Origin of the sequence: Vibrio sp. ER1A, from assembly GCF_000733315.1 — a bacterium.
Taxonomy (GTDB): Bacteria; Pseudomonadota; Gammaproteobacteria; order Enterobacterales; family Vibrionaceae; genus Vibrio; species Vibrio mediterranei.
Window position 1 is genome coordinate 23,186 of sequence record NZ_JPJA01000027.1, and the last position, 17,042, is coordinate 40,227.

The following is a 17,042-nucleotide window of genomic DNA, read 5'->3' on the forward strand; positions in this document are numbered from 1 at the left end:
TATGTATTGCGAAGACCACGCACAGATAGATGACAGAAAAGGTTTTAGCGTAACTCAGCTTGAAGCCCTTATGTCTGATATCGATGCACAACCGCCATGGAGAGACACCTCTCAAAAATGCTGTGACTACTACGATAGTATGCAGCTGACTGACGAAGAAGTCGAAGAGTATGAGGAACGAGGACAGCCAATACTCATCAATAACCTAATTGCTCCAACAGTAGATGCAGTATTAGGTATGGAAGTTAGAACCCGTCATGACCTCGTACTAGCAGCTGATGACGAAAAAGGTGAAGACCTAAAGGATGCACTACAAGAGAAGTTTAAAGATGCCTGGCGATTAGCAAGAGGTGACCGAGCTTGTGCTGATGCTTATGCAGGACAAATCAAAGCTGGCATTGGTTGGGTAGAAGTCACAAGGAACGATGATGTATTTAGCGGTGGCGGCAAATACAAAATAAAAAATGTACGTCGACAAGAAATGTTTTGGGATTGGCACGCGGAAGAGGCCGATCTCAGTGATGCACGTTGGATGCTTCGTAAACGCTGGATTGATATCGATGAAGCGATCAGTTGGTTCCCTAAGCAGAAAGATATCATCGAGAACAACGTTTCTAATTGGGATGGATTTCTAGACACTGAACTACAGGAAGAAACTGAACAGAGATTGCATTCAGCACATAGTGATTGGGAGTCATGGAGCCGAAAGGAAACAGAATGGCTTGATCGTAGACGTAGCCGCATTCTAATGAGTGTTGTCTATTACAAGACTTGGAGAATTGGCGAAGTCGTCGAGCTAGAGAACGGCCGTATTATTGAGTTCAATCCTAACAATATGGTTCACGTTGTAGGTGTGAAGATGAAGCGCTTTAGTAAGCGTGTTGCTCGTTGGGCTGCTATCCGTGAATCTTGGTTCGTTGGCCCACATCGAATCGTTGACCGACCTTGTACAGCACCAACAGGTTACTATCCGCTAGTACCTTTCATTGCATACCGACAAGATAAGTCAGGCGCACCATACGGCATTGTAAGTCGAATGATTTCAGCGCAAGACGAGATCAACTTTAGACGTATGCGACTCACTTGGTTGCTACAGGCAAAGCGCGTTATTGCTGACGAAGATGCTACCAATCTGAGCCGTGAAGCGCTGCTTAAAGAAGTTCATCGAGCAGACGGCTACATCGAGCTAAATCCAGATCGCCGCAATAAGAAAACAATCGCTGAATCTATCCAAGTTCAACAAGACTTCGATATTGCTGCACAGCAATTCAATGTCATGAAAGATGCTATGGACCAGATTCAAAGCGTTGCTGGTGTCTATAACGCAATGATGGGGCAAGACTCCAGTGCTACAAGTGGCGTTGCTTTGAATGCTCTAGTGGAACAAGGCGCAACGACACTGGCCGAAGTCAACGACAACTATAACTACTCTCGAACCCGCGTTGCAGATCTTCAAATGGCCTACCTGATTGAAGACCTAGCGAAGCAAAACAATATTGCTGTTACCGTTCACAAAGAGGATATGCACCGCAAGAAGGTTATTAGACTCAACGTGACTAACGATGATGGAAGTACGGATAACTCCGTTAAACGTTGGAAAGGTCACATCACTCAAGCGCCAGCAATGGCTACTCCTACATATCGCGCTCAACTTGCTCAAGAACTCATGCAAGCCGTGTCGAAAATGCCTCAAGAAATTCAAATGGCGACTCTCGATATGGTCGTCGAACTAATGGACATTCCGAACAAGCAAGAATTCTTAGATCGTCTGCGCAAAGTCCTCAACATTCCTAAGAGCGAAGAGGATATGACTGACGACGAAAAAGCCGCAGCTATGGCCGAGCAAGAGAAAGCTCAACAAATGGAGCAAATGCAGTTCAAGACCTTGATGCAGGAAGTTGAGAAGGGTGCTGAACAAATCAAAGAGATTCAAGCCAGAGTCGAAAAGCTGAAAGGTGAAACCAAGTCGGGCGAAGTGAAAGACGACAAAACCGAAGCCGAAACCAGCAAGATTTTGCAAGAAATGTTGGAGGCTACCCGCCAAACAAATGCGCTTAAAAACAGTGTCATGGGCAACATCAATGCACAGTTGGCAAGCATGAACATAGAGGAAGATGAAGATGTGGGAAACCGTTAAAAAACTGATAGGAAGTGCCGCACCAATTATAGGGACCGTAATCGGTGGTCCACTTGGTGCTGGTATTGGAGCTATGGTCGCAAACGAGTTAGGCGTTGAAGACACTCCAGAAGCAATTGAACAAGCGTTGAAATCAGATCCAAAGGCATTGGCGAAGATTAAAGAGCTTGAAATTACGCACAAAACAAAGCTGGAGGAACTAGCTCTAGAACACGCAAAGATAGAAGCAGCAACAACACAGCTTCAAATTACTGAGCAAAACAAGACGGCCAGAACTGAGTTAGCCAGCAATGACGCTTATGTCCGACGTTGGCGGCCAACTTTCGGCTACACACTTTGCTTCAGTTGGGCAATTAGTTTTCTAGCAATTTTCATTGCTTCAGTCGTTCATCCAAGCTCCGCCGCCGAAATAATCGGCGCGTTCGTGGCGCTCACACCATTGTTCAGCGTAGCGTTAGCTGTGCTTGGTGTGAATATTCACAAACGAAGCCTAGACAAACAAACAGAGAAGGGGCTAGAGCCCAAATCAATAATTGGCTTAATAAGAGGTAACAAGAATGCACAATCGTGATGTAGTAGAAAAATGATAGTCGACCTTGGCTGCACTGGTGACCGAATTACCCAAAGCGGGATCTTAGAGCGTATCGTCAATATCGAACACAAAACTATCGAACTATGTGGTGTGAAGATGATGTATTGCGGCATCGCTTTGAAAACGGAAGACCACACACGGCCATTCGTTGTTACTGGAGAGCCATCGGTATGTATCGACCCTGATAACTGGCGTGAAGAGATCGGAAAGAAAATCAGCTTCGATAATGCATTCGCCAAAATTTGGAGCCTAGAAGCATACCGATTTGTGACCAAGCCAAAGCCACCAGCGCGTGAAACACCTGTGCGCGATGGATTCAAGCTATTTGAATCGAAGCCAGTAGAACGTGAAGCATATCAGTTAACCAAACGCGACATTATCACGATGACGTGGGCGAAAGATGATGCGAATAACTCAAACGTCGCATGTGTGCAGATCGAGGGCCATATGGTTGAGTTTGCTTTCCATTGTCATCCTGACGAAATCAAAGCTGGTGATTACGTCGTATTCCTAAATGAAAAGGATACATACCACTGTAGTGAAGAAGTATTCATTGAACGCAACGAGGTAACTTATGATTGATACAAGACTACGAAGCTATCAACCTAAACACTTTGCGACGGTTGAACTTGTTAGCCGTAAAACATACGCGGCACGTGGGGAAAAGGCACTTCAGTTGCTAGACCCTAGAATACTCATTTCAGGGGATACTTTGCGCGAAGAGTTAACGGCATTGAACCCTGATAAAACTGAAATGGGTGCACTAACGTGCAATGACTGGTATTTCGGTGGTAAGAATCAATATCGTGGCTATCGTGCTGGTGGTGAACCTTATTATGGTTCGTATAGCGCTCATGCTGGTAGAGCATTGGATTTAGTCAGCAAATATCACACAGCTGAATTCTTGCGCGAGTTCATCATTAAGAACCGCGAGAAATTTCCATACGTTACCAGGTTAGAAGGTGATGTTAATTGGCTACATATGGACTGCAACAACCTACCAAGTAATGCACCTAGACCAGACTCAATCATGATCGTCTATCCAGACGGCTCATTCAAATACGTATAAATCACGAATAAACGGACTTAGTGCAAGTCGTGGCTTCTCATGGCTTGCGCTGTCCGAATGGAGATATATAACGATTTACAGACACACGAATAAGCTCTAAAATTATCGAAAGTGTTTTCATTGATTGAGAACGTATGCCAAAGCCGCCTTTAGTCCAGTACTTCAGGCGGCTTTTGTATACGCAGTGCAGCGATACGCACACAACGACCAACCTACGCAGCTTGAGCGATAGATAGCAGGGAAATGAATGAGTGATTTAGATGATGCTTTGTTAGGCGGCGACTTGGATGCACTAGAAGCGGCATTGGGTGAAGGGTTAGATAACTCTGAACTCTTTGGTGATGAAGGTGGACCCGAATCAGAGATTGAAGGCAACCAAAATATTGAAGCTGAACAACAACAGAATGCTGAAGAAAGCGATCAACCAACAGTGATCGATACAGCTGGAGTTATTGAACAGCAGGGTGGCAATAGCCCGGAAAATTCAGACGAAAAACCAGCCAACAAAGACGGTATCAAAGAGATTGACGGGCAGTTGTATGTTGCAGTTGATTCGAACAACGCAGAACTTGTCAGCAAAAACGGTAAACATCAAATTCCTTACGAGGTACTTGAGAAACACCGACGCGGTGAACAAGAACTGAAAAGCCAACTTGAAGAAGTACAGCAAAAGCTTACTGGTTCAGAAACAACGCAACAAAAGCTAAAGCTATTTGAAGAGCAACTTAAAGAGGCTGGTATTACTCCAGACCGATTACCTGAAGAGCTCCTAAACGATCCCGATTCAGTTAATACCATCGCTGAAGAAGTAGGGGGAGTAGCAGGGCAAATCATTGCTGCTTTAGTAGCTAAAAACCAAGCTAACCAACAACCAGCCCAAGAGCCAAACCAAAGCCAAAGCGCATCACTAGAGGAAATCTTAGCGCTACCAGAGCTTGCCAACCTTAACAGTTGGTTCGATTCCGATAAGGAACGATGGGACATGGCCGTCAATATCGATGCTCAACTTCAGTCAGATCCCAAATGGAAATCAATGTCTGATGCTGAACGTTTTATTGAGGTTCAAAAACTTGTCGAAGCATCCTTTAACGATCCTGTTGAAGCAGGAGCGAAGAAGGAACTAGCCGATCAAGGTAAGTCACAAGGCCAACAACCTAATGAAGCGCCACAGCAGCAAGACGTAATACCTAATTCGCCGTCGTCTCTGAGTGGTGGGGGTAATAACAGTACAGAAGCAGCAAGACAAGCACTAGCGAACGCTGATGCTTTAACTCTTGAAGATGCTATGACTGGTATGAGCTCTGATGAAATTGATGAACTACTAGAAGAAGCGTCGGCCGCATTTGATTAAGGATCAAGTATGGCTATTACTAAGGCTCAAGCCGCTAAAAAATTTGGTGCTGCGTTATTCGTTCATACGCGTCGCCAAAATACGTTTGTAAACATGCTTACAGGCTCAGCGCCTAAAGCAGCAAAAGCAGACAAGAACAAGAACAAATCCCAAACTGAAGCTGGTGCTCCAGTCGTTATGATTAACGACCTTTCGAAAGAGGCTGGTGACACAGTTGAAATGGATCTATTCCACAACCTTTCTAAGCGTCCAACTATGGGCGATAGAAAAATTGAAGGGCGTGGTGAGTCATTGGACAAAGTAGCATTTGAGCTATCTATTGACCAAGGCCGTCACAATGTAGATTCAGGCGGCAAAATGAGCCAGCAACGTACTAAGCACAACTTATTGCAAGTTGCTAAGACGATGCTAGGTAACTACTTCAACGACGTTCAGGACGAAATTGCTACATACCATCTTGCTGGTGCACGTGGTGATTTCATGCCTGATGACATGATTATCCCAACAGCAGACGATCCAGAGTTTAAAGAACTAATGGTTAATGATGTTCTTCCACCTACTTATGACCGTCAGTTCTATGCGGGTGATGCAACAAGTATCGATACAATCGAGACTCGACACAAAATCACACTATCTTGCATCGATGATTTGGCGCTATATCTAGAAGAAATGGCACACCCAATCAAGCCGATCAAGTTTGAAGCTGACCAGCTTCGCAACGAGTCGCCGTTCTACGTGCTTTTTGTTACTCCGCGTCAGTGGAATGATCTTTGGGCTGATGCTCAGTCATCTAACAAGTTGCAAGAGCTAATGGCTCAAGCAATGAACCGTAGCACAGGATTTAAACATCCACTGTTCCAAGGTGACCGTCTAATGTGGCGCAACATCTTGGTTCGTAAGTACAGCAAGCCAGTCCGCTTTAATGCTGGTTCCGTTGTTACCGTGTCTAACAATGACCGTAAAGCAACGACTACTACCAAGCAAATCAAAGCTGGCGTTACGGTTGACCGCGCTATCTTACTTGGTGGTCAAGCTATGGCTAACGCTTACGGTAAATCTAAGAGTGGTGCGCAATTCTCTATGCACTCTGAATCCGTCGACCATGGTAATGGCCGCGAGACTTCGATTGCATGGATGAACGGTCTTAAGAAAGTCCGTTTTGAAGAGAAGAACGGCCGCATGAATGACTACGGCGTTATGGCACTTGATACGGCTGTAAGCCTGTAAGTGAACTTATAGCCCACTCCAGTAGTGGGCTTAACTCGTTTTGAATAAAGGTTCAATACTATGGCAATTAAGAAACTCCCATCATCTCACAAGGTGATTTACAACGGCACTCACGGCAACCTTTCCGTTGCTATGGGTAAAGCAGCTATCACGGCGGCAATCAATGATGAAATTGTACTGTTCTCATTGGATATTGGTACGCAACTGACCAATCTAACCGTTAACTTCCCAGATATTGGTGCTAGTGCCAAAGCAAAAGTAATCCTACGTCCAGCAACTAGCACAGATATCGATGTAACGACTGATGTAGATGTGTCATCTGCGAAAGTACTTAACACGGATGAATCTGGCTGGTTCCCAACAGAGCTACTTCAAGAGAAACACGAAGTAGTGATCAAGTTCACTGGTGCGTCCGTTACCAACAAAACGATCAAGTATCGTATGTTGAGCGAATCAATCGGTAACGCTTAATCAATTAATGCCGCCTCTAGGGGCGGCTACATCTAACAAATCAAAGGGGCGAACCATGCCAATAATGAAGCAAGTTGTCTATGTAGGCAGCCATGAAAAAGCGACCATGCAACATATGGGGCGACCATACGTATTTCCTCGTTTTGTTCCCGTTGAAGTAGAAGAGGCTTATGCCTATCACTTACTTCAATTCCTAGAATTTGAAGACCCTAAAGAAGCTGAAGCAGCCAAGGAACGTCAGGAAAAAGCAGAGCTCGAAGCTGAAGAGCGTCGCAAGGCTTTAGAAGAAGCTGAACGTCGAGAAGCCGTTGATAATACTTGGATGGTGATCGTTAATGGTGAGAAAACAGATATCAGCAAAGTTAATTCACCAACTCTGAAAACTTACATCGCTGCTGAAGAGCTAGAGATTGAGCCAGAAAACGTTTCTAAGCTAGAAGGTGAAACCGATGCTCAAGCACTTCGTCGTGTCGTTCGTGATGCCTTGCACAAGAAACACGGCAACCCTGTTGAAGACGAAAACGAAGACGGAGAGTAACCAATGACAGCGTTATCCGCTCTATATCGACTAGTAAGACGGCGTTGTCCCGGTGTTATCGATTTAGTTATGGATGACGCTCTCAACGATGCTTACCGCGAATTTTGTGACAAGTCTGAATATCTCACTCAGAAATTTGAACTCGCATCGGTTGTATCTGGTACTCAAAACACGCTATCTGCCAAAAGTGACCACTCAATCATAAAAGTAGACCGCGTATACGCTGGTGGAGATAGAGACAACCAACTGCACACTGGTGATGACTATCTAATGCCAGAACCAGATCAGATTACATTCAATGCTAATGCCTCAGATATCACGATTGAATGCGTGATAACTCCTGACGAGATTGCAGAACTAACCGAAATTGATGACAAAATTGCAAAGCTCTACGGCGGTGTTATTGCCGACAAAGCAGCTTCAATTCTTCGAATGATGCCAGGTGAAGATTGGTTTAATCCAGAGAAGGCCGCGATTTACGAACAGAGCTTTGTAGAAGGCTATCGAGACGCTTTTCGACTTAAGAAGGAAGGCTTTAACAGTTTCCACAATCGGTCCCAAAAACACAACTTTAGATAGAGAGAACCAATTATGGCTAACTCAACTATGCAATCATTGATTAAGACGGCTAGTGAGTTAGCCGTAGATAAAGACTTTGACCGATGGACTATAGAAGACCATTGGATACCTACCTTAAATGACGCAATCAAAGCAGTCATTATTGCCCGACCAGATTCATACGTCGTTGATTCAGTATTCGCTTGCAAAGCAGGAACCAAGCAGACACTAGATGAAGATGTAGTGTTGCTTTTTAACGTCGTTCGTAACGTTGGCGGCAAAGCCGTCGGTGGCTTGCAGGATATGAAGTTTCTCGATGACTATCGCCCCGAATGGCGCGAGAGCACAGGTAAGACAGCCACAGATACCTACATGTATGACGAAACTACACCAAAAACGTTTTATATCTATCCCGGCGTAGTTGATGGTCACCAACTTGAGATCCAAGCGGCCAGTATTCCAGCGCTGCTAGATAAAACAAAATATGACGCGAATGAAAAGATTGCCTTGTCTCCGATATGGGATAACCCGGTCATCGAATTCATGATCTATAGAACATTCTCACAAGATGCTGAGTTTGCGGCCAATGGACAACGAGCAGCTTTGGCACTGCAAGCCTTCAATTCATTATTAGGAATCAAGACGCAAGGCGATGCGATGTTTGCCACCAGCCAACAACCAGAACAGCAACAACCAAAATAAGGATACGTACAAATGGCATCATCACATTATCGCGTTGGTACTGTATCGGTTACGAATGGAAGCAAAATTGTCATGGGTTCTGGTACGAAGTGGACTCTTGGCGTTAATAAACCACTAGCTGGCGATATCTTCTATATTGGCTTTCAAGCATACGAAGTTGAACAGATTGTATCTGACACACAGCTACGTTTGTTTAGTGTTTTTCAAGGTACAACCGCAACAGGCCAGAAATATGCGATCTGGCGTAATGCTTCACTGAATATTTCGTCACGTATTGCCGCTTCCGTGTCTATGGCAATCAACCAAAAGCAAAAAATGCTTACTGAACTTAATGTTTGGATGACGGATACAACAGGGCCAACCGTACCACTTACGGACGTGTTTGGTGTGGCTAATCAATATGTACCATTGCCTCTTCTTATAAAGACGATAGATAACTTAGTGATTGATGCCTCACATATCACGCAAATTGTTAATGAAGGTAAACAAGCTAGAGACGAAGCAGTTAACGCTAACCAAGCAGTTCAGCAAGCTAAATCAGCAGTAGATACCGCAAAACAATCCGTTGATACCACTAAGGGACAGATTGACACTATCAAGGGCCAGATTGATACAGAAGCCCAAACAATCAACACACAACACGGTGAAGTAAATACTTGGCATAGCGAAGTTCAATCAGCCGCTAGTCATGTTGACACTCAAAAGCGAGCAGTAGATACGGCAAAATCAGCGATAGATACTGCAAAGTCTGATATTGATACCAAACACGGACAAATCAACACTTGGCATACTGAAGCACAACAAGCAGCTTCAGCGGCCACCAGCGCAAAGAACTCAGTCGATGCGACTAAAGGCCAAATCGATACCATTAAAAGCGGTATCGATACTAAGGCCGCAACTGTAGCTACTCAGCATGGTGAGGTTGATACATGGCACACAGAAGTAGCGGCTAACACAAACAAAGCAGAAGCAGCAAAAACCGCAGCTGAAACAGCAGCAGCCACAGCAAAAAGCAATGTTCCCTATGAATTCCAATACAACAAAGTACGTAACGCTCTACGTGAGATTTATGACGCGAGTGGTTTTATTAATTGGGGTAAACAGCGTAAATCAAGTAATGAGTCAGAAGGAGCGCCAATAAATGAAGGCATGACAGCGTATTATAAGTATGCTGGCGATGGCAATATGCTTTGGTTGGGTGCTCCATCGTCGCTATCAGGGGTAAATGGCGGCTCTGCTACAGACCATGCTGTAATTAATGTTGCTGGCCATGAGATTCATCTTTGTGGCATTAACCATAATGCCGAAACTCGATCAAATCTACGGTTCCAAGGCGCAGAAGACGGAACAACAGTAACCGACTCTACTGGTAATTGTCGTGGCTCTGGTAAAGCCGTTCTTAACCTTAAAACCGATATTGACCCTAAGTATGGTAATGCACCAACAGGTACAGCAGCAGAGATTCAAAGAGAGGGTGTGGGAAGGGCATTTGAGGGATTCGTAAGAAACGGTGACTTTCGTAAAGGAACAACTGACTGGACCGTTACAAATGGCACTATCTCTGTAACGAATGGTGTAGCTACTTTACGTTCGTCGACTAGTAATAACAGCTACGCGAATGGCACGACGGGCGGTAGAACCTATCCTGCGGGTACTTATCGAGTTAAGTTCTTCTGCCATTCCCATAATTCCGCAGGGCGAACCATAAGTGTTAGACTTGATAACCAGTTTATTGCCAGTGAACAAATTATATGTGCGCCAAACACTTGGATGGAGGCTGACATTTCGTGTGCAAGGTCATTTAGTAGTTTTGGTATATACGGTTCTTCCTCCAATGCAGAAACGGTTATTTCAAGTTTTTCTATCGCGCCGCTAACCGAAGACGTACTTACTCGCGCAGTAGACCTAAAGTATTTAGAGTTCTTTTTAGAAGAAGATGAACTAGAATTCTTCCCTTATGGTTCTGTGCAATCAGGACTAACAACCGTAGACGGATTTACAACAGAAGCCAGTTCTAGGCCAGATACCTATCGAGCCGTTTTCCTCGGCGATACTGCATCAAGCAAACAGTGTTTAAAAATAGCTAAGTTATCGTTTGTTGAGATAGCCAAATTGATGTCTAACCCTAAACATAATTGGTTCTATAACGAAGCTGGTAAGCCTACACAGGTACGCTATAGAGATTGCGCTAGACGTGGTGCTGGGAATGGGGATTGGGGGAATGTTGATCAGGCGCTGTCTCAATTAGGTTATAACTCAATATCACGAGTTCCAATTCAGGCTGGTAATGACACTGTAGAGGAATTTGTTTCTTATGGTGCAACAAATCACTACTACGGCGCGGCGTCTAGCGTTGGTGACAGAGAAAAAGGTGTCTTTACTGCATATTCAGGTATAGGGACTGCTAGATATGCGTATAAAGGGGAAGCTTACGCACTTGTTCTTTGTACTGTACCTAGATTGAATATGGGGGCTTATTCTCATCTTAATCCGTTTGGAGCTAATCGATTCCTAAATGCAGACGGTGGTGGTGGGCTATGGTATCAATCCTCTAATCACAAGAACCCTACAAATTCTTTGTTGGACTGCTTCGTAAATGCACACCCTAGTCAGGGTGTAATTGGTAGTGCGTCAGGCCATCCAGACGGATTATTCCATGATGCTATTTACGCCTCTGGCTTTAATGGAGTCATAGACCATAGACAGCCAGCTAAATCGCCACAAGACAATTGGAAAGAAAGCTTACAGGGTTACTATGCAGCCAAAGTAAGAGGAGTTCAGAAACTTCCGTTTACTAAATTTATATCAGGGGCATACGTTGGGTACTTTTTCGCGGAAAACCCTACACATGCAAGGTTCAATACCACTAGTGGTAGCAGTACTTCTGTACCTTTTTTAGCTAGTGGCATGACAGTCGGCACGCCGATTGTAGCCTACCAGCCAGCAAGCGGTACGGTTGCTTATGGCACAGCTTCACCAACAGAAGGCTACTTAAAATTATCCTTATCTAACGGAAATAAAGGACATGATACGCACCAGACTGGTTTTCTTAATGCTCTAGGTCAGACCGACCCTTGGTATTTTGCGATAGAGTCTGAACTCGACACCTCAGTAAGTGGCGCATTTAGCTGTAACACTGTAATTGCTGACCCTGCTAATTGGGTACAAACACCGCAAATCTCGCAAGGGGTTATTGGGGTTTGGTGTTCGGTTATTCCTGATGGGACAAGCAAGCCATACCAAATGGTTCGTAAATGTCTTGATCTTCCTGCATCCCCTTATATTTACTCAAGAGATTCCGGTGCTACATGGACAACAAACAATATAAGCTTAGATAGCACTAAAAACAGCTTCCAAAAAACTGCCAGCATTGGCGAGGTGGCTATTGTGTCCTACAAAGCCTACGCCTACCAAGTAGAAGATGGGGAGAATTTGAAGCCTGTAGAAGTCGCACCAGTAAATACTTTTAACTTTCATCGTAAAGATTGGGGCGCTCTATTCCACGAGTCAGCGTTACATAAAATCAACGTAAATGATGATTCATCGGCTTCACTTATTTCTAGCTTGGCATTGCTAGACATTAATAGATACCCGACAGTTCGAATTGATGAAAATTTTAGCCGACGACCTAAGCACGCCCCTTTGAGCTTGAGCGCTCCGACAAATGACTCCCCAGCATGTAAAGCACTTCCTTTCCTAGCCGAAAAGAACGGCTATTTATATATCGCTTGGCATGTTAATGAGTTGGTGTGGAAAGATATTGTGTATGCGGGCGCAAATGGCACACTTAGCCAAAGTTACGAAGCACACAAAATTTACCGTATTACAGATGGAGCATTCAAGGGAAAGATAGTTCAACGCACCGCATCAACTAATGCATATATCTTAGACAATGATATGTTCGAGGTTGGCAATGGTGATTTAGTGCATATTAGTAACATACAAAACGGAAATCCATCGTTATATAGCGTTAATCCTCCAGTTGCAGGATGGGGCGACGACTCAAAAATCAAAGTCACTTCTAAAGGCTGGGATACGTTCGTAGACCTGAACGGTAACAAAATGACTCGACGTGTCGTTGTCTCTGCCTTCCCTATTGGCCCAGCTAAGAAGAAAACCTTAGTCGGCGGCTTATCTAGTCCAGCATAAGGAAACAGCAAGATGAACATTATCGATACTGAATATAAATCTCTTGCTGAAATCGATGCAGAGATTGTGCGCTTTTACCGCGAGGATAAGCGTACACGGACTATTGGCTATGACGAAGAGAAAGACATACCAATAGAAGAAGAGTACATAGTGATTGTGCTCGAAAAGCCTAATGAAGTGCATTACGACTATGTGAGTGAAAAGCGTGGTGATCGTTTCGGTTGGGATTTTGTAAGAGGTATTCTAGAGCAAGCCATTGCTTGGGAAGACTTCTATGTTAATCATGATCTCTATCTTTTGTGGAAAAAAGACTATGAAGATTGGGAGGTAGAGCAGCCATTTGAAGAAGACGAAGACGGCGATAGATATGTAATTGATTCACCAGAAAGGCCAATCATTGATCTGGCTGTTCGTCGTGCCGTTTATCAAGTTGAAGTAGACCAGTTTGATAGCAATCTTGCTACAAAAAGCGGTTTGCCTACGATTTCATTTGATGACGATAACTACATCAAACATATCGTTCCTACCACTACGCCAAAATCTACAGAAGAGATCTCGAATTATCATCGAGAGAACGCAAATAAACTGCGAGAGACTATGAAGCTTGCAAACATCTTTGTGCATGGTCATTACTTCCAAGTTCGTCAGGACGACAGAAACAACATGGATGAAACCATAGCGTTCGCTAAAAGAAATGATCGCATGGGAGAAACAACACCTTGGATTACTGCCGATAACCAACCAATCACACTTACTTTTCACCAAGTCGAAGCGATAAAGGATGCGTATGTATTGCGTATGGCCGATCTGTTTCAAAAATACGCCGCGTGGGTAGCTGGTGATATGCAAAAGCCTTTTGTTTTTATGGAGTCTAATTATGAATGATAACGTTAAATTTATGGCTGGGATTGCTGTAACTGCATTGGTTCAGATAACAGCGGTAGCTTATCTGCAAGGTGGCGTAAATACTTCAGTGTCGTCATTGACTCAAGAGTTTTCAGAAATGCGTTCTGAGTTCGATAACATGAAAACTAAGGTCTACACCATAAAATCAAGTACTGACAGTAATGGAATAGTACTTAAGCGAGTAGACGGCAAAGTCTCAAAAATAGAGGGTGAGGTTAATGACTATGGTCAACGCATCGCAATTTTAGAATTTGCTAAAAATGGCGGTAAGTAATATGGCAAGGATTAATCTAAATATGTTTCGAGGTGAGCGGCCAAACACGGCCCCTCACTTATTGCCTAATGAATATGCGACAGTGGCTAAGAACGCAAACTTTGATCGCGGCATCCTAGCACCTTACAAAGCGCCACTTGGTACGCTTGACCCTATTGATTCAAGCATAAAGACATTGTTTCGATATCAGAATCAATATTGGTTTAAATGGGATTCTAAAGTTGATGCTGTTCTATCACCGATAGCACAAGATCCGTGGGGACGTGTTTATTACACTGGTGATGGCTATCCAAAGCTTACGAACAACATTATTTTTCAAGGGCCAGCAAATAGCAATCTGCCAGCTGCTTATTATCGTTTGGGTGTTCCTGCTGGTACGGACAAGCTTACTGCTACAGTCATTCCACCTGACCCATTGCCGGGCGATGATACAAAAGAAGATGATGAAACACGTTTCTATGTATATACGTTCGTGACGGAAAGCGGGGAGGAAGGGCCACCGTCGCCAGTAACCGACCAAATAGAAATAGCTTATCCTGGTTCAATAGTTCAATTAACAATTCCAGCAATGCCAACTCAAACCAGCAATATCAAAAAGCGCAGAATTTACCGCTCTGTTACTGGTGGTGGCGTTGCTGATTTCTTCTTAGTTGCTGAAGTGGCACCAAGTTTAACAACCTATTCAGATTCTAGAGGAAGCGAAGAACTTGGCATGCCACTAGAGTCAGAAGGCTATGAAATGCCTAATGAGAACTTAGCGCATCTTACGCTAATGCCGAACGGGATCATGGCTGGTGGTTATGACAATAACGTTTGTTTCAGCGAACCATATTTGCCACATGCTTGGAATCCGGGTTATCAGCAGACAACAGAGCATGACATTGTTGCTATGGCTTCAGTAGGTAATGTGTTGATCGTTGCTACTGAGGGCTATCCGTGGATGTTCCAAGGTGTTTCACCTGATGCCATGACAGGTAGAAAGCTTCCATCAAAACAAGCTTGTGTATCAAAACGATCAATGCAAAACATCGATAACATGATCATCTATGCCAGCCCAAAAGGGTTAGTTGCTTTTAATGGTCAAGATATGATTAATGTGACTGAAGATGTTATCGATGAGGAAACGTGGGCCAGTCTTGAGCCAGATACCATTGAAGCGTATTACTACAATGGGAAATATCTCGCGTTCTACGGCCAAGCATTAGATAAGTCTTTCATTTTTAACCCAGCATTTAAGGACATTATTTTCTTTGATATTGGTACGGATTGTGGATTTACCGATCTCATCGATGGCCGTTTTTATCTTAAAGATAATGGTCATATTGCCGTATGGAATCAGGGCCAGCCGAAAACATTTACTTTCCGTAGCAAAGAATACCAAGTGCTCTATTCATCATTTAGCACCGGTTATGTGTTGTCTGATGACAATTCACTTGTTGCGTTAAAGGTGATCGTAGATGGACAAGTCATAAAGTCCTATCCAGCAGGAAAGATTAAGAACGGTATCTTTCGAATCCCACCAAAGCGCGGCAACGTTTGGCAGTTTGAAGTAACATCACAGGTAAATGTTACAAGAGTCTGTTTAGCAACTTCAGTTGCGGAGGTTTATGGATAATGGGAACGAGCACGCTCCAGAGAAAGAATAAGCCGGGTAAGTTCTTAGCGATACCACAAATAAGTCCATCAAACCCTACGATGGATGCCATATCCGAAAACCTTGAACAGTTGACGGGCATGCGCGGTTCTGGCGGTAAAAAAGCAGTGCTATGGGAAGATATGAATTCTCTTGGTTTTGCGAAGATGAACAAGAACGGTGTGCCTTCTTCAACATTGCCTGATAATTCTGGAACGGGTTCAGGTGGCAATACTAATGTAGTTGAGCCGCCAACGAAGCCACTTAACGTAAAGGGTTATGGTGGCTTTGGTATCATCACACTTACTTGGGATTACCCAACATACAAAGGCCATGCTTATGCAAACGTATATCAATCTGATACGGATAACTTTTCCACTGCCGTTCAAGTTGGTACAGCTACAGGCGATATATTTAGCTTTCCTCAAGCGAACGCAACAGCAAAGTTCTATTGGCTACGCTTTGTTAATGCGAATGACGATATTGGTCCACTCAATGCGACAGCTGGTATTCAAATATCAACGCAAAGTGAGGACTTCCTTAAAGACCTAATCAAAAGCGAATTAGGCGAAATTGATTTTGTTGACCATGATTCTCTCGTCGATTTTGCGCATGTCGATTTACTCGATAGGCTTGATGTACTGCTTGCTGAATCCGCGCTCGAAAACTCAACAACGATAGATGAGCAAATAAGTGAGGCCAAAGTAGATACGGCCACACTACGAGCTACGGTCAAGAATGAATACTATACGATTGTAAAATCAAACGAAGTCATGGCCGCCGCCATTCAAACGGTTAAGTCAGAAATAGAAGATCCTAACGGAACCAGTCTCGGTGCTACTGTTAAGAATAACTACGTTACGAATGTGACGTTTAATCAAGCTCAAGCACAGTTAAAGCAAAAGTTACAGAGTAACATTGATAGCGTTAGCTCTACGCTTACCAATGATTACTACACAAAGACTAAGACTGACGAGGCAATTTCACAGGCTACAACTACATTAAACAGCGCAATCGAATCCGCTAAAGACGAAGCTAATCAAAGCATCAACGCGGTAAGCTCTAATCTCACCAATAACTATTTAACTAAGACGGAGACAAATCAGGCTATCTCACAGGCTTCTTTGCATCTATCAAGTGAGATAAGTACAGCAAAAAGCGAAGCAATATCAGCGGCTGCTAGTGATGCAACTAGTAAAGCCAATGGAGCAATATCAGCAGCGGCCAGTGATGCAACAAAGAAAGTTAACGTCGTTTCATCGAACCTAACGAACAATTATCTAACCAAAACTCAAACCAATCACGCGATCACGCAAGCAACTCAAACGCTTGAAAGTTCGATAAATGGGGTTTCAAGCACTGTTACGTCATTAAGTAAAACAGTGGCCGACAATGAAAAGGGCTATGAGGCATTATGGGGCGTTAAAGCTTCAGC

At 43.9% G+C, this 17,042-nt stretch carries 15 protein-coding genes; all 15 read left to right on the top strand.

The annotated features are described in order from the left end of the window. Position 1: 1 nt before the first annotated feature. Positions 2-2,137, top strand: a complete 2,136-nt coding sequence (locus HW45_RS03535; RefSeq protein WP_038224818.1) for a portal protein — start codon at positions 2-4, stop codon at positions 2,135-2,137. Further along, positions 2,121-2,708, top strand: a complete 588-nt coding sequence (locus HW45_RS03540; protein WP_038224820.1) for a 3TM-type holin — start codon at positions 2,121-2,123, stop codon at positions 2,706-2,708. Before HW45_RS03535 ends, HW45_RS03540 begins: the two co-directional genes overlap by 17 nt. Before the next feature lie 12 nt (positions 2,709-2,720). Next, complete coding sequence (locus HW45_RS03545; RefSeq protein WP_038224821.1) at positions 2,721-3,311, top strand: Gp49 family protein; 591 nt, start codon at positions 2,721-2,723, stop codon at positions 3,309-3,311. Further along, positions 3,304-3,798, top strand: a complete 495-nt coding sequence (locus tag HW45_RS03550; protein WP_081875752.1) for a hypothetical protein — start codon at positions 3,304-3,306, stop codon at positions 3,796-3,798. Before HW45_RS03545 ends, HW45_RS03550 begins: the two co-directional genes overlap by 8 nt. A 247-nt stretch (positions 3,799-4,045) precedes the next feature. Further along, positions 4,046-5,149 (top strand): hypothetical protein, encoded by a 1,104-nt coding sequence (locus HW45_RS03555; RefSeq protein WP_051867724.1) that lies wholly within the window; start codon positions 4,046-4,048, stop codon positions 5,147-5,149. A gap of 9 nt (positions 5,150-5,158) precedes the next feature. Then, a complete protein-coding gene (locus tag HW45_RS03560; protein ID WP_038224823.1) occupies positions 5,159-6,376 on the top strand; it encodes a N4-gp56 family major capsid protein in 1,218 nt (405 codons plus the stop codon). A 60-nt stretch (positions 6,377-6,436) separates the two neighbouring features. Next, positions 6,437-6,847, top strand: a complete 411-nt coding sequence (locus tag HW45_RS03565) for a hypothetical protein (RefSeq protein ID WP_038224824.1) — start codon at positions 6,437-6,439, stop codon at positions 6,845-6,847. Positions 6,848-6,902: 55 nt separating this feature from the next. After that, positions 6,903-7,385: a hypothetical protein gene (locus HW45_RS28230; RefSeq protein ID WP_051867726.1), complete on the top strand. Its 483-nt coding sequence runs from the start codon at positions 6,903-6,905 to the stop codon at positions 7,383-7,385. 3 nt (positions 7,386-7,388) lie between these two features. Continuing rightward, positions 7,389-7,964 (top strand): hypothetical protein, encoded by a 576-nt coding sequence (locus HW45_RS03575; RefSeq protein ID WP_152559610.1) that lies wholly within the window; start codon positions 7,389-7,391, stop codon positions 7,962-7,964. Between the two features lie 12 nt (positions 7,965-7,976). After that, the gene (locus HW45_RS03580; protein ID WP_038224828.1) at positions 7,977-8,645 is read left to right on the top strand and encodes a phage adaptor protein; all 669 of its coding nucleotides are present in this window, start codon (positions 7,977-7,979) and stop codon (positions 8,643-8,645) included. Positions 8,646-8,657: 12 nt separating this feature from the next. Beyond that, a complete protein-coding gene (locus HW45_RS03585) occupies positions 8,658-12,794 on the top strand; it encodes a hypothetical protein (protein ID WP_038224831.1) in 4,137 nt (1,378 codons plus the stop codon). A gap of 12 nt (positions 12,795-12,806) precedes the next feature. Further along, on the top strand, positions 12,807-13,679 hold the full coding sequence (locus HW45_RS03590) for a DUF4376 domain-containing protein (RefSeq protein ID WP_038224832.1): 873 nt from the start codon (positions 12,807-12,809) through the stop codon (positions 13,677-13,679). After that, positions 13,672-13,974, top strand: a complete 303-nt coding sequence (locus HW45_RS03595; RefSeq protein ID WP_038224833.1) for a hypothetical protein — start codon at positions 13,672-13,674, stop codon at positions 13,972-13,974. Before HW45_RS03590 ends, HW45_RS03595 begins: the two co-directional genes overlap by 8 nt. Position 13,975: 1 nt before the next feature. Beyond that, the gene (locus HW45_RS03600) at positions 13,976-15,589 is read left to right on the top strand and encodes a hypothetical protein (RefSeq protein ID WP_038224834.1); all 1,614 of its coding nucleotides are present in this window, start codon (positions 13,976-13,978) and stop codon (positions 15,587-15,589) included. Then, the coding region (locus tag HW45_RS03605; RefSeq protein WP_038224836.1) for a hypothetical protein at positions 15,589-17,042 on the top strand (1,454 nt) is incomplete at its 3' end. The genes HW45_RS03600 and HW45_RS03605, both read left to right, overlap by 1 nt.